Source organism: Veillonella sp. (assembly GCF_015058545.1).
In the GTDB taxonomy this organism is placed as follows: domain Bacteria; phylum Bacillota; class Negativicutes; order Veillonellales; family Veillonellaceae; genus Veillonella_A.
In genome coordinates, this window is record NZ_SVCB01000035.1 from 1 (window position 1) to 16,154 (window position 16,154).

General features: G+C 41.2%; 9 protein-coding genes. 3 read left to right on the forward strand and 6 right to left on the reverse strand.

Features of this window, described 5'->3' with window-relative positions:
• Positions 1-216 (forward strand): transposase (locus E7204_RS02015; RefSeq protein WP_295181052.1); only part of this gene is annotated, 216 nt, incomplete at its 5' end.
• Positions 217-844: 628 nt separating this feature from the next.
• Here E7204_RS02015 and E7204_RS02020 read toward each other — a convergent pair.
• From E7204_RS02020 to E7204_RS02035, 4 genes are all read right to left on the reverse strand, one after another.
• The gene (locus tag E7204_RS02020; protein WP_295181054.1) at positions 845-1,672 is read right to left on the reverse strand and encodes a YadA-like family protein; all 828 of its coding nucleotides are present in this window, start codon (positions 1,670-1,672) and stop codon (positions 845-847) included.
• Positions 1,673-1,804: 132 nt separating this feature from the next.
• Entirely contained in the window at positions 1,805-6,064 is a 4,260-nt protein-coding gene (locus E7204_RS02025; protein WP_295181056.1) for a hypothetical protein, read from the reverse strand.
• Positions 6,065-6,121: 57 nt separating this feature from the next.
• The gene (locus E7204_RS02030) at positions 6,122-10,273 is read right to left on the reverse strand and encodes an ESPR-type extended signal peptide-containing protein (protein WP_295181058.1); all 4,152 of its coding nucleotides are present in this window, start codon (positions 10,271-10,273) and stop codon (positions 6,122-6,124) included.
• Positions 10,274-10,842: 569 nt separating this feature from the next.
• A complete protein-coding gene (locus E7204_RS02035; protein ID WP_295181060.1) occupies positions 10,843-11,388 on the reverse strand; it encodes a TetR/AcrR family transcriptional regulator in 546 nt (181 codons plus the stop codon).
• Between the two features lie 300 nt (positions 11,389-11,688).
• Here E7204_RS02035 and E7204_RS02040 point away from each other — a divergent pair, with 300 nt between their 5' ends.
• The gene (locus E7204_RS02040; protein ID WP_295181062.1) at positions 11,689-12,372 is read left to right on the forward strand and encodes an isochorismatase family protein; all 684 of its coding nucleotides are present in this window, start codon (positions 11,689-11,691) and stop codon (positions 12,370-12,372) included.
• A 147-nt stretch (positions 12,373-12,519) separates the two neighbouring features.
• Here the strand turns inward: E7204_RS02040 and larA are convergent, their stop codons facing one another.
• Both larA and E7204_RS02050 read right to left on the reverse strand, forming a co-directional pair.
• Positions 12,520-13,794, reverse strand: a complete 1,275-nt coding sequence (gene larA / locus E7204_RS02045) for a nickel-dependent lactate racemase (RefSeq protein WP_295181064.1) — start codon at positions 13,792-13,794, stop codon at positions 12,520-12,522.
• Positions 13,795-14,068: 274 nt separating this feature from the next.
• Positions 14,069-14,209 carry a hypothetical protein gene (locus E7204_RS02050; protein WP_006556331.1) on the reverse strand — a complete coding sequence of 47 codons (141 nt, stop codon included), beginning with the start codon at positions 14,207-14,209 and terminating at the stop codon, positions 14,069-14,071.
• Positions 14,210-14,436: 227 nt separating this feature from the next.
• Between E7204_RS02050 and E7204_RS02055 the strand changes: the two genes are divergently transcribed.
• Positions 14,437-16,152 carry a sensor histidine kinase gene (locus tag E7204_RS02055; protein ID WP_295181068.1) on the forward strand — a complete coding sequence of 572 codons (1,716 nt, stop codon included), beginning with the start codon at positions 14,437-14,439 and terminating at the stop codon, positions 16,150-16,152.
• The last annotated feature ends 2 nt before the right edge of the window (positions 16,153-16,154 follow it).

Here is a 16,154-nt window from a genome sequence, read left to right on the forward strand (position 1 = left end):
AAAACGTTCTCCTCTTGGAGCGACGAAATTATTAATGCCTTAACCTTACCATATTCAAACGGCTTTACCGAGGGTTGCAACAACAAAATTAAAGTTTTAAAACGTTGCTCTTTTGGGATACGGAACTTCCACTACTTCCGAAACCGGATTTTATTCATCAATGCAAGAAAAGGACACGCAACAGTTATGTCGCATGTCCTTCCTCAAAGTGCATAGACTCTTTAGCGCCCCAAAATTTGACAAAGAGCCAAATTAATTTCAAAAGATAATTTTTATCGTTTTTAAGCATTTCTAATTTTATCGATTAGTTTTATAAATGTCAATCTAATTCATACTATTCCAATATTGATATTTCATTTTAGGCTCATTAAATCTAACCATTATTCAAGATGGATATTGTTAACCAAAAAATTGTCTAATAAGAAAGTACAGCCTTTTTACTTTAAAAAACCGCATAACTACGCTATTCATGATTACTTTTTCATAATCTTCATGAAGATATACATTTATCATGTCCGTGCATAGTATAATTGCAAAAATAATATGTATATTTTCCTCATTTTAGCCTTATCAAAAGTTCACTATATATTGTTCAAAATATTTTATAATTTAGTCGATAAATAATATCATCACATAAATAGACTCATTAAATAACTTCATGTTTACTTTAGGTTGTTTTTTCTTCGTTTTTACACAGAATAAGAAATTTTTCAGATAAAAAAAGAGTCGCAGCGACTAAGTCGCCACGACTCTTTAAATCTCTATTCAGTTTTTAACAAACATTCTCACCTGACATCTTGATTTGAATGTATAACCTGACTGTAATTTAACCTTCTATCTGAAATTAGCGATTATTAATTAAGGAATTTACGAGTCTTGTTAATTCTTCAATCTTATCATTCTGATCAGCGAGACGTTCGTTTTGATCAGCTACTACTGCTTTCAAATCAGTAATTTCTTGAGCCATTACCTTCTTAGAAGGATAGTTCTGAGTTTCGCCATCACCAACACGCAAGGTTACACCGGCGTTAATCATGTTTTCACCACCGCCTAAGGAAGTACCAACGCTGAACATGGTGTCGCCGTTTGGACGATAGAACGCACCTAAGGCAACAGCACTTGCACCTTTGTAGTTACCTACGCCGGCAAACACTTCCCATTTAGCTTCAGGGCTGAATTCCAATGGATGTAACGCTGCGAGAGCGGCTGCACCGGCACCAACACGGTCAATACGATTATCCAACTTGTTGATTCGGTTATTCATTTGGCCCATACCGTTGTCAATGCTGCTAATAGCGCGATCAAATTGACCTTTGTTAATCGCATCAGTTGCTTTTTCACCATCACCAACGTTATGAATTACATTACCACCCATGCTGATGTTGTTGTTTTCGATAGTAATGTTCTTCGACGAATCTTCGTTCTTAATCGTTAAGCCGCCATTATTAATGGTCGTATTGCCTGTAGTTACAAAACCGGTATTGATAGTGTCGCCTTCGATGGTAGTCTGTTTATCGCCGGTACCAATCTTAACGCTGTTGTTAACTTCGATAGTGTTAATATCTTTGATTTCTTTAGCCAACTTGATGTCAAAACCGGTCTTATCGCTGTTGTTTACAACGCCGATGTTTCCATCAGACAATCCACCGGTAGCGCCACCTTTGAGTTTCATTGGATCTGTATTCTTAACTGTTACTAAGCTATTTGCATCAGAGTCACTGTCGCTTTCAAATACGCGGCTGGAAGATTTAACGGCTGTATCGATGTCGTTGATTTGTTTAGAAATACTGTCAACTGCACCTTTTTACTGGCCTTCAGTAGCGGCACGGTCGGCTACATAGCCTTCACCGGTTGGATTCCAAGTAGTGTTTTCAAGACCGGTAATGTATTTACCCGTTTTAGCTGTACCATCGGTTTCAGTTCCATCAGAACCTACAACTTTTGGTGTAACTGTTTGGTTACCGATAGAAATTGCACCTTTGGTAGTATCACCAACTGTTACCAAGCCATTATTACCGTCTACTGTAACTTTACCGTCACCGGAGCCTGCAGTAATTGTAGATTTTGTACCATCGATAGCAACTTGGTTGGAGCCACCATCACCGGCAGTGATTGTACCGCTTGTGCCACTAATAGCTATGTTATTGCTAGCTGCATCACCCAAGGTAATTTCATCATTGAGGTTAACTTTGTTATCTTTATCAACAGTGATGTTTTTACCGCTTACTGCCTTGTTAGCTGTAATATTTTTGTTAATGGTTTCATATACAGAATTCAACTGATCTTCGGTAGCTGCACGGCCACTTACATAACCGCCAGCTTCAGGATTCCAAGTTGTATTATCTAAACCTGTGATGTAGTTGCCTTTTTTCAAAACTACGCCATCTTTGGTAGATTTAACATCTTGGTTAGCAATGTAGATACCTTGCCCTTCAACAGAACTACCAACACGAACGCTATTAAGATCGTTCAAGTCTTTAGCCAAGCGAACATTGAGTTTCCCGTTTTCGGAAATTACACCGATATTTCCAGTTGTTAAGTCGCCCTGAGCACCACCGATAATATCAATGGTTTGATCAAGTTTCTTATTAATAGCAGCTCCGGAATCGCCGGCAAAATTGAGACCTTTATCGATATCTTCTGTAATACCACTAACAAGACCACTTAAATCCACTTCATAGTTCTTAGCAGTATCATTCTGAGTGAATGTAATCTTCTTACTAGTTGCATCGTAAGAACCACCAGTAGTGTAGGTGTCTTTCGCTGCCACTGTATAGGTTGTCGAGCCATCATTTGCTGTAGTCGGTGTAACCGTTACATTTGTACCTTCAGCCACCGTTACTTTGTTAGCTTTCAATTGAGCCACGTTAACAGCATCCGTATCTTCCTTACCGGCTGCTACATTGGTAATCTGACGCGTTAAGCTCTTTTCACTGTCACCTACAGAAACAGCAGCCAATGTAGAAGTCCACGCAGTACCGGACAAAGCCTTACTGCTCGGATTATATCCTGCAACCCCTTTATCAACACTTGCAACAGAACCGGAACCTAAAGCTACACCATTAGCTATCGCTACATTCGCATTATGACCAATCGCTGTTGCATCAGCCACAGTTGCTGCCATAGCACTGTCAGCAGATCCTATAATTACACCATTCGAAGCACCTGTTAAGTTTCTATTGTCCCCAAGAATGATAGTACCGTTAGTATTAGTAACTGTATTGCCACTACCAATTACTGTAACATTATTAACATTAGTGCCCTTATTGGCAAAACCGTCAATCATATTAAGCTTACTTTCATTGCCTTCAGTACCGGTTAATGTGTTGCCTACACCGACTACTTTTGAAAGTAATGCATAATCTACAGTATTAGCTCCGCCGATGGCAAGAACAGCACCACCACTGGTTTGTACCATACCACCTAAAGCTGTAATCATATCATCTGTATCACCGGTTGTAATTGCTTTTTGTAATGCACTTGCCAAAGGAGCAGCTGTACTCATATCTACCGGGCGATAAGAATTAGTTACTTTATTGCCTGCACCAAAAACTAAAGCCGCATTAGCATTTTCTGTTTTATTGGCTACACCAATAACACTGTTAGCTACACCATCAAAATCTACGCCGGATTTTGCACCGATAACATTAAATGAGCCATATGCAGAAGCTGTAGCACCTTGGAAACCGCTAGTCATACCATTGGCGCCATTTCCATCAATGCGAGAGAAAGCCCCTGTCACAGAAGAAGCTGTGCCGTTAGCCGTTGAGCCTGCACCAGCGGCTAAGGACATACCACCTTTAGCCCCTTTATTATCATAGTTGGTAGTCTGATAGCTTCCATCATTTACACTATAATAATGAGTTGCACTTGCAGTTACTTCATTACTTGTAGCTAAACTGCTTAAATCCACTTCATAGTTTTTTTCCGTATCGTTCTGAGTGAATTTAATCGTCTTGCTATCTGCATCATAAGTGCCGCCAGTAGTATAGGTGTCTTTCGACGCAACTGTATACGTTGTACCGCCATCATCAGCAGCAGTAGATGTAACTGTAACATTATCGCCTGCTACTACTGTTACTTTATTAGCCTTTAACTGAGCTACGTTAACCGCATCCGTATCTGCCGTACCGGCTGCTACATCTGTAATCTGACGAGTGATACCTTTAGACACATCGCCAACCGACACCGATCCTGCAGTGGACTGCCATGTATACAAAGCTTTACCTGCTTCAGCCAAAGCACTTTGCTTGCTATCTAAGTTAGCCTGAGCTGTTGCTAAATCACTTTGTGTGGATTCAAGAGCTGCTTTAATTCCTTGATACCCCGCATCCTGTTCATACGAATTATCCGGGTACATGGAAACAATTTGATTAATAGCGGTCTGGTAAGAAGCAACCTGTGTTGTTAAGTCATTTACTGTCGTTTGTGCATCAGCTACTTCTGTTTGCAAAGTTTGATACTGAGTATTAGTGCCTAAAATACTATCAGCATCAGTAATTCGACCGGATGGATCATAGCCAACAACACCCTTATCTGTACGAGCTACAGAGTTAGCACCAAGAGCTACGCCACCTTCAATAGTGACATTAGCATTTCGACCAACAGCTACTGCGTCACTAACAGTTGTTTCGAGTGCGGAATCTGCAGAGCCGAGAATAACATTATTATTGACACCGGTTAATGTACGATTATCACCAATTACAACAGCTGTCGTTGTATCTTTTACAGTATTATTAGAACCAGTCACAGTTACATTGTCTACGTTAGTTGCCGTGTTATTATAACCGGTCAACGCATTATTTTGACTGATGTTGCTGCTTGTACCGGTCAAGGTATTGTTTACACCAATGATAGAGGATCTACGTGTGTAATCAGCCGTATTGCCACCACCGATAGCCAAGGTCGCACCACCGCTACTGGATTTTTTAATCGTATCTTGAAGCTTATCTACCATAGCATCTACGGAATCAGCCCCACTCGTTGGCATAGAAATATCAGTAATAGAATTTGTAATCTTATTACCTGCACCAAATACTAAGGACCCATTAGAATTGTCTGTAATATTACCTAAACCAACAATTGTATTGGCAATACCTTGGTAAGACGTACCTATTGGAATACCAAAAATTTCAGATACCTTTTCATTGGATCTAATACTATTCAAGGAGCCTAATACAGTAGCACCAAAGTTTTGTGCCCCATAAGCACCGGTATTTAACCTACCGCTACCATCAAAACCACCCGTAGCAATAGAGTAAGAGCCCATCATAGTCGAGAACAATCCTTTATTATAGGTGTTCGTACCCAAAGTAGTTTGATTTACATGGAAACTGGAGTTTTTATCCGTAATTTCTCTGCCACCCATAGTACCTTTGTATACGCGGTCACCAATATCAATCGAGCCCGTACGACCAGAAGCATTAGTACCGATAACGATAGATGTAGCTACACGGCTAGTATCTTTCGGATTGTCGTACCCACCGGCTCCTCTATTTGGCCAATTGGTAGGATCCATCCCCAATAAAGCCTCTTGTTCACCGCCACCGGTAAAGGCTTCAGCCCCTTTACCAATAACGATACTGCCATCCAAAGTAATATTTTGTGCAACTCGAGCATCACTGCCGATTACAATACTGCCCTTACCACCGGAAAGAACATTAGTACCTAAAGCTATCCCGTTTTCATGTTCAGCTTTAGCATTCGGTCCTATAGCAATCGAGTTTGTGCCTTTGGCGCCATCATTATTCTGGTTAGCTGATAATTCAGATTTTACAGAGAAGTATTTAACCTTATTAGCCGCCAATTCAGCTGTTGTAGCAATACCAGTTACCGTAATTGGAGTACCTTCATTCTGAGTAAGGGTTAATGTATTACCACTTAAACTGGCTTCGGTAAGGTATGTATTCTTCACACCTTCTACAGTAACCTTATTATTTGCAGAATCAGTCAATGTTATAGTACCATCGGTACCTTTGTCATTATAAGAAATTGTACCACTTGCTAAAGTCGTATTCGTGTCAGTCGAAGCAATCGTATAAGTAGTAGAACCATCATCAACCACATCAGCTGTAATTGTTACATTGTCACCTTTTTCTAAAGTTACCTTGTTAGCTTTTAACTAGGCTACGTTAACCGCATCAGTGTCTTGAGTACCGGCAGCTACACCTGTGATTTGGCGAGTTGCAGTTGCTACAGCACCATCAACGGTTGTTCCTACAGCCACAGAACCTAACGTAGATGTCCAAGTTGCACTTGCTTTTTCAGCAGCTGTCAACTCTTCACTGCTTGGATTGTAGCCTAACTGACCTTTAGTAACACTAGCAACAGAGTTAGAACCCAAAGCTACGCCATCATCTACAGTCGCATTAGCATTGTAGCCCATAACGACTACGTTATCAGCAGTTGTTGTTAAAGTAGTATCAGCCGCTGCACGGAATGTGCTATTAGTTGTTGCACTATTAGCACGACCTAAAATAATACTGTTATCAGAACCTTTTACAGTACGATTATCGCCTAACAAAATAGTATTGTTAGATTCGGATACCGCGTTTTCATTACCTAAGTTAACGATGGATGTCGAATCACTAACGGTGTTGTTTGTACCGGTTACAGTAACATTAGTTACACCTGTTGCCTCGTTGTTAAAACCGGTTAACGCATTGTATTGAGCAACGGAATCTTCAGAGCCTTCTAAAGTATTATTAACACCGATGAGAGCTGAAGCAAGAGTATAGTCAGCCGTATTACCGCCACCAATTGCTAATGTAGATCCACCACTATTAGCGGCCTTAATACCTTTAATCAACTCAGTTTGTATAGCTTTTGCCGATGTAAAATTAGATGCTTCCATAGATGCAATATTAGCTACAGAGTTTGTAATTTCATTACCTGCACCAAAAATTAACGAACCATTAGAATTAAAAGTTCGGTTAGCTACACCAACAACACTATTGGCCATCCCGGATTGCGTACTGGTTGCAGTTGAAGATTCGATACTATTTAAGGAGCCTACAATGGTAGCTCCCAGGTTTTTAGATGCATTATCTTCGCCACCACCGCTAGCATAGTTACCACTAGCAATTGAATAGGCACCGACAATCGTAGCGAAAGCACCACTGTTGTAGCTATTTGTACCTAAAGTTGTGCTGTTAACGTTAACACCGGTTGCACGGATATTGGCACTATCTACGTCAATATCACCTAAAGCACCGCGATAGTTATGAGTACCAATCATCAAGCCACCGGTACGTACAAAGGTGTTTTCACCAATAGCAATCGCCGTAGCTACTTTCGAAGGATCAGCGGGAATAAAACCAAAACTACCATTTGGTTTTATTGTAAAGTTATAGTCAGTTTGTCCCATTGCAAAGAGCATTTCCTGCATCCCGGTCATATTATCAATTTGCGCATTTTGACCGATAGCAATACTTGCACTTTGGTCTACATAGTTATTAATTTTGGCCCCATTACCGATAGCAATGTCGCCACTGCCTTTACCGCCATTACTGTCGGAAATACTTGCGCCCCTACCTATAGCAATACTATTATCAGCCGCCGTACTAGCTTTACCGATAGCAATAGAATCTGTGCCTTTTGCACCATCATTATTGTAGTTAGTACCACTTGTTGAATTAACATGGAAGAAATGGATCTTATTGGCATTTACCGTGTTTGTTAAGCTTGTATTTACTGCATTAAGCTGTGCCACGTTAACTGCATCAGTAGCCTGAGTACCGGCTGCAACGCCTGTAATTTGACGAGTCTGAGTAGCTGCGGCATTAGTTACCGGCACGCCAACAGAAACAGCGCCTAAAGTAGACGTCCATGTTGGAGTAGCTTTATCGGTATCAGAAACAGTAGCTCCGGTTGGAACCGTACCTACGACACCTTTGGCTACACTAGCCACAGAGTTAGAACCTAAAGCTACGCCATCATCAACAGTTGCATTGGCATTATGACCGACACTGACCGTATCGGATACGGTGATTTCTTTTGTTGTGTCAGCAGATCCAAGAATAACGTTATTATTAGCTCCGTTAACAGTGTAATTGTCGCCGGTGATGATGTTATTTGTAGCATTTTTTACAACATTGCGATTACCGGTAACAATATTATAGTCAGCCGAAGTCGTATCTGACCCAATAATCTGGTTATTGGTGCCGGAAATCTGGGAAAATGTAGCATTTTTCACATAGTTACCATCACCATTAACAGAAACATAGCTACCCATTTTTTCATAAACATCTCCCGCCGGAGTCCCCATAAACATTTGAGCCATAAGTTTCTGTTGATCTTCTGTTGTCAAAGTCTCCTGTTTATAAGAGTTATCTACAATATTCCCTTGACCTCTTACAAAGACTCCGTTTGATTCATTTACGCGGTTCGAGCCACCAATAATCGTATCGTTCGATGCACCGGCATCTTTATCCCCTGCAATATCAGCGGATTCTGAGCCAATAATTACACTGCCTATCCCTTGTCCGGCATTTGGTGCGTTTACAACAGAAGACTCCCCGATTACTGTACTGCTTCCTCCTGCATTTGCATTAAATCCTACTGCGATAGATGTACCACCTGTTGCTTGAGAGATATGACCGATAGCAATCGCACCATTTTGAGTTGCACTTGCACCGGTACCTATAGCTACAGCGTTAGTACCTGTTGCCCCATCATTATCATAGTTGCCTTGAGTTTCATCACCATTTACGGAGAAGAAATGTACTGAGCTACCGCCCGAACTATTACCGGCAACAGCCATAAGCTGTGCTACGTTGACCGCATCCGTAGCATTTGTACCCGCAGCCACACCTGTAATCTGACGAGTAATATTTTTAGAAGTATCTCCAATAGAAACAGCCCCTGCAGTAGATTTCCAAGCAATAGCAGAAGACGTTGAATTAGCTTTTGTAGATGGATCATAGCCCTGCTGTCCTAAAACAGTTGATGCCACAGAACCAGTACCTAATGCTACACCACCGGTAGCAGAAGTCTTACTATTATGACCAATTGCAACTGCATCAGATACAGTTGTTTCAATTTCGCTGTCAGCCGTACCTAAAATAATATTATTAGATGCATCAGTAAGTTTTTGCTTATTACCTACAATAACGTTATTAGTACCATTTGTAATCGTATTTAAAGTACCAATCATCGTAGCATAAGAAGTAGTTGTTCCCTTATTACGATAACCGTTCAGCATATTATAAGCAGCCCTACTAGAAGATGTCCCGGTCAATGTATTACCGACACCAGTTACTTGAGAGCGAATAGCATTGTCTACTTTATTGCCACCGCCAATAGCTAAAACAGCACCACCAGGCGTGCCGTTTCCGTCAGTACCACGAATATTACTACGCAAAGTATCTGCCAAATCTTTCGCATCAGAAGGTGCCGTTCCAAAAATATCAGCCGGCGTCTTAATGTTATCAACAGAATTTGTCACTTCATTCCCGGCACCAAAAACTAAAGTACCGTTAGAATTGTTAACTCTATTAACTGTTCCAACTACAGAGTTAGCAATTCCGGAATACATACTACTCGAAGTTTTTGATTCAATACTATTGAAAGAGCCATTGATAAGAGCACCAAAGTTTTGGCCTACCATCATGACATTCCCCGTTTCATAGCCACTAGTCATAATGGAAAAGACACCTGTGTTCGTAGTAAAAGCTCCATTCGAATAGCTATTGTGTCCAAGAGTTGTTGTTCCCATAACAATTGCAAGGTTTCGTTTTCCACTTTCCGTTGTAGGATTAACGGTAGTATCACCTAACCGACCAATATATTTATGGTCACCAATTTGTATGCCGCTACGTGCATACGTATTTTGACCGATGGCAATCCCAGCCATTAAATCTCTATTATCAGTCATGCCAAAGCGGAATGTTCGTTCTTGACCGCCCCACATATTTTCAACAAAGGCATTTGTACCAATAGCCACACTGCCCTTCTGCATAACGTAATCATCAACATGAACATGATCGCCAATAGCAACAGTACCATTTTGCCCATCATTATTACTAAGGGTAATACCATTCCCCATCTTAATATTCTTATTCGCCGGATCAACGAATGTCGTTACCCCGTCTTGAGCAAAACTTATCCCACCAGTCAAACCTGCACACAGTGCCAATACAGAAAGAGCCACGCCAATTTTTTGGCCTGACTGAATATGAGTAGATCCGGCTTTGCCATTACGTTTAGCCAACTCGGACACTACTACATAACTGTTTTTTACCTTACTCCAAATGACTTTGTACTGCTTATTCATTACAGAACCTCCCCATGATAAAAAACTCACAGTAAATTCATTTAAACCTTTGAAAAAATACCTAAAAAAAGCAAAAATATCACTTTTATTTATTTTTATTTTATAACTTGTATTTATAACTGTCAATTCAACTCACATAGCCATAATGCCAACGCTTCATTTTAAACTCATTAATATGCCTCTTATTTCAAGTTTGATATAAGGCGATTTATTATGTCCATAAATACGTAATATAAAAGGTTTTTTCTATTTTTTGTTCTAACCAATCATGATTAAGTAGCAATAATATGCCACAACTTTTAATTATTCACTACTTTAAATTAGTAAATAAGCATGAAAATTTCATGTTTTTAAAACGATAACTTTAAAAAATTATATTTATAAATAGATACAATTTATATTAATATAATATTTTTGTTAAAAACTCACTAATCCATGTTAACTTCATTTTATTTATATCAATTCTATATGATTTCCAGCAACAAAAAAGCTCAACATACAGCCATCTGAATAAGATAGCTATACATTGAGCTTGTACACACACTATTTAATTGAATAATCCGGGCTTTTCAACTCCACTGATCACATTTCAAACCGCCCAGAATAAACTGTATAATCTTCTTTTGCAAACGATACCACTCGTTTTCTTTTAAGGCTAGTAAGCTGCGATTAACGGCACTACTGCCATTAACAATAAATTTAAAAAGAAGTTCCGCTTCGTCTTGTGCCAAATGTAGTTCTTTCATAAGTACCGGCACAATTTTAGGGCTTTCAGCTTCATAAATCTTCTGAACGATAATCGGAGCCACATCTATATCCTTTACGAGAAAACGATATTTTTCAAGCTCCAAATATTTATGACAAGGCGGAAAAAGGGATTTATCCTTCGGCAAGTCCTCATCGTCCGTCTGGTCTAACATAGTTTGTAATCTCTTAAGCGAACCCTGCTTTTCGTTGGGCGTCATCGAATTAATAAGCTCCAGACTGTCGTTAATAATAGCTTCCAATAAATCATCAATGGTATTGTAGTACAAATAAAACGTGCCTCTGGCAATATGTGCTTCACGACAAAGTGCGGTAATGCGAATTGAGCGAAATGGCTGTGTTTTCAGCATAAGCAGCAATGTGTCTTTTATATGTTCACGAGTATCACACGATACCGGTCGTTTCGGTCCTATTTTTTTACCTTCGCTTTGAGTCAAGGTGAATCGGCATCTCCTTTCAACTGTATTCATTGATACATTATGATTACTTATTTTATCATGAAAAATACGGTTTCTGCGTGAATCCGCCCTAACTCTTGACACATTTGAAATTCTGTACATTGTTTCTATATATGGCACTTATTACAATAAAGGTGTAGGTATATTCCTAAATATATCGATGTAAGGTATTATATGAAAGGAGACTTTATAATGGAACTTTACAAGAATTTTGACGGCAAAGCCCCTATGATTGACATTAATGACACAGCTATGTTGCTGATTGACCACCAAAGTGGGCTCTTCCAATGTATTAATGACATTGATTTCTTACGCATTCGCGACCGTGCCATCGCCTTGGCTGAAGCAGCTACTTTAGTAAATATGCCGGTTATTACGACCGCATCCGTACCTCAAGGTCCAAATGGTCCGTTGATTCCGGAAATCCATGAAGTGGCTCCTCATGCAGTATATGTAGCTCGTCGCGGCGAAGTAAACTCTTGGGATTGTAAAGATTTCGTTGATGCTGTTAAAGCTACCGGTAAAAAGACGTTAATTATTGCCGGTACTGTTACCAGTGTATGCATGGCCTTACCGGCTATCGCCGCTGTTAACGAAGGCTACCGTGTGTTTGTCGTGCCTGATGCTTCCGGTACGTATTCCCAAGAAGCTGCTATGGCGACTATGATGCGTCTTATTCAAGCAGGCGTTGTTGTCACTGACGCTGGTGCCGTATTGGCAGAATTACAGCGCACATGGCATACACCGCAAGCCGACAAATGGGCTCAGATCTGGGGTCGTATTTTTACAAATTATCGTCTTCTTTTAGAAAGCTATGCTAAAGCTGTAGAAGTAACAAAATCCGGCGAACCAATGGACAACGAACGCGAAGATTAATTTTGCGCCGCCCCACTTATTAATCTATAGCAAGTAAAAACACCTCCTCGTTGATTAATATATGGTAAGTCTAAAATAAAGTAAGGAGCAGTAACGAAATCGAGTTTTTAAACTCACATTTCGTTACTGCTCCTTATTAATTTCCTTTTATTTCACTACAACCGATACTCCATCAGGAATCACAGTTATTGATGCATTCTTCCCTTTTATTTCCATAGCACGATTTAAAGCTTCCTCAAACGTAAAGGCATGTTCAATATGCATGTTTTTTAACATTTGCGGATCACACTGATCAGTCACAACAATGACTGTAAATTGGTCAAGGATTCGTGCTAGGATTTGCATTTCCCATTGATCCGGAATTGTTTCATTCCGTGGCACTTTAGCAATGCGGTCAAGCAGTTCTCTAGGGGTTTTGACCGCTTTTAAATTATCATATAGGGATTGACCGCCGTGGCCATCATTGCAGGCCGCAATCATAATGATAACGCCATCTTTATTGCATGTTGCTTCAGCAGCCGTCATCCCTTTAACCGCTTGATAAATATTCTGGTCCAACGGATAGCCGCCATTAGTTGTAACAACAATATCAGCGGGTGCCTTTGGTACGCTGGCAAGTTTTGAAACAAATTCACAACCTACTTCATGGGCTTTTTCAGAATCGCCGGCAAAGGCATTGATAATGTGTTTTCCAGAATCAATAACAACGTTTAGGATAAATGCTAAATTAGCAGCTTTAGCGGCGTATTTCATATCTTTATGGATAGGGTTGTTTTCCAGTATCCCAGTCCGTGCATGCGGGCTATTTATAAATTCAGCACAGTGGTTGGCCATAACTGTGACCGCTGAGGCAATCCCCGGCAAAATGCTTTTGCGGCCACCGGAGAAACCGGCAAAAAAGTGCGGTTCGATGAAACCTTCCGCGATAAGGAGTTCTGTTTCAACGGCCAATTTATTGATGATGCACGCACCGCCGGACGGCAAAGTACCGATTCGCGCCATTTGCGAGTCATCACCGGATATATGATTTACAATCTTTTCATGAGCTACGATGTCCGGACCGAATTTATCAATCATTTCTTCCTTGGTTGTCGGTCTATGAAAACCGGTAGCCAAGAGAATTGTAATATCAATGGTCGGATTCACCTCACGGATTCGACGCAGCAAAATCGGCATAGTAATCTTACTTGGTACCGGTCTGGTATGGTCACTGGTGATGATGACCATGTCCTTTTTTCCTTTAACCAGATCTTCTAATTTGACACTGCCAATCGGATTATCCAAGGCTTGTTCCACTAATGCCTCTTCAGGTGCCGTAGCCTTATATTCGGCTGAACCGGATTCTAAAACGCCTTTGAGATTTGCTTCCGGCACCTGGATTGAAATGAAGTCTTTTGAGTATGGTACTTTAAATGTGCGCATATTATAGCCCCCTAATAGATATAAAACCTACGCCCTAAACCTCCATGTGATATGAGTAACAAATAATTTTTGAAAATATATTCATTTTTCTTATCACGAGTTAAATATATCACTTATCAATCAAATTAGCAACCATATTTATCAACTTCCATTATGCAATACGCAAAAAAATAAGCTTAGTATATATCCCTCAACTAAAGGAATACATACTAAGCCTATATTAGTTTTAACATTAGAATTTTAATATTAGAATTCTAGACTTTTTAATCTTATCTTATAATCCGAAAATCCAGAATACGCCCAAGCGTACGAAGCTGATTGTGAGCACCCAGAACGCCAAGAAATGAAGGGTCCCTTCAAGGCCCTGTCCCAAACGGTTTGCACCGGATTTAAATACGATATCGCACCAACACATACTATGCCTCCTATCAAACTAAGCTGTCACTGTGACAGGTAATCATTCATTCAATCTTGCCTAATCTCACCTATGTTTTAGATGGTTTTATTTTACTAAATTCGTCATCGTTTCACAATCGAAAAATGACCATTTTGCAATCTTAATATAACCCTATGGCTATCCTTTAGTATTTTGCATCTGTGATATAATAATAACAATAAATTGCATTAACGAAAGGATTTTTCATGGCTATCGACATACTATTACTCGAAATGATAAAGCGTATCAGCTATGCCGTCATACTGGGGCTCATCGTTTCAAGGCTCAAACTTTTCGACCGACTCATGGTCAACAAACTATCTTGGTTCGACCGCATCGCCTTTACGGTCATTTTTTCCAGCATCGCCATCCTCGGCACCTACGGCGGGATTCCCATTCAGGACGCCCTCGCCAACTCGCGCATGATTGGTATCATGGCGGCCGGCCTCATCGGCGGTCCGTACCTCGGCACATCCGTCGGCATCATGTCCGGCTTGCACCACTATTCGCTGGGTGGTTTTACGGCCCTTGCCTGTGCCATTTCCTCCATTACGGAAGGGTTCTTGGCCGGTCTTTTTCAAAAATACTACAAAGGCAAGCTCATTCCGTGGCCGATTGCTCTCGGCATCGGGTTCTTCGGCGAAATTCTGCAGATGCTCATCATCTTGCTCGTCGCTCAGCCCTATGACCAAGCATACGCCCTCGTGAACAGCATCGCCGTGCCGATGACGATTGCCAACTCACTTGGCCTGGCCCTCTTCATGTACATCATCAAAGCGGGGCTCTACCAACGGACCCAGCAAAAAGCGAATCAGAGTCAGAACATCTTGGCCATCGCCCGCGAAACGGTACGTTATTTCCGTAAAGGTCTTAATCCGGAATCGGCCAACGCGGTGGTGCAAATTATTAAAAAGCACAGCCCTTACGACGCCGTGTCCATTACGGATACGAAGCAGGTGCTCGCCTATATCGGGGCGGAGAGCAATCACCATGCGCCGGGCATGAACGACCATCTGACGCATGTAACCATCGATTCCCTGACGTCGGGCACGATTCATATTGCCTACTCACCGGCCGAAATTGGTTGTACGCATCCAAACTGCACGCTCAGTAGTGCCATCGTGGTGCCGCTCATGATAAAAACGCGCATCATCGGCACGTTAAAGATGTATTATACATCGCCATCCTATCATCCGGATTCATCGGACATTGCCTTCGCCCAAGGTCTGGCTGACTTATTTTCAACCCAGCTGGAGCTGACAGAAATCGACTACCAGCGTCGCTTGACCGAGGCAGCGAAAATGCAGGCATTACATACCCAGATTAATCCGCATTTCCTGTTCAATACGCTGAACACTATTTCCTCATTGATTCGTACCAATCCGGAACTGGCACGACGTTTGCTCATCAAATTCTCGCAGATTTTCCGTTTTACCTTGCAGTACACGGGCCGTGTTATTACGTTTGAAAAAGAATGGGCTCAGGTCAGCGGTTTTCTTGAAATCGCCATCGCCCGTCATGGTGATAAGTTATTCGTGACGCATAATTTAGACCCGGCTATTTTCAGCTACGGCATTCCGTCCTTAACACTTCAGCCGATTATTGAAAACTCCATCAAGCACGGTCTCCAACCGCGCGAGGTGGGCGGTTCCATCGCCATCGAAGGAACCATGACGGACACGGATATTATAATCACCGTTACCGATGACGGTGTCGGTTTCCAAGGCGACCCGGATTATTATCTGGAACATCCGCCACAAGGTCATATCGGGCTCAGCAATGTGCATCACCGCTTACGCGGTCTCTACGGTGCCCCGTACGGCCTTGAAATCACATCGATTCCTGAAGAAGGCACCACCGTTGTTATCCGCATCCCTAAAGTACAACCGGAATCGGACCCGACACCGGAACGAACGAAATAGAA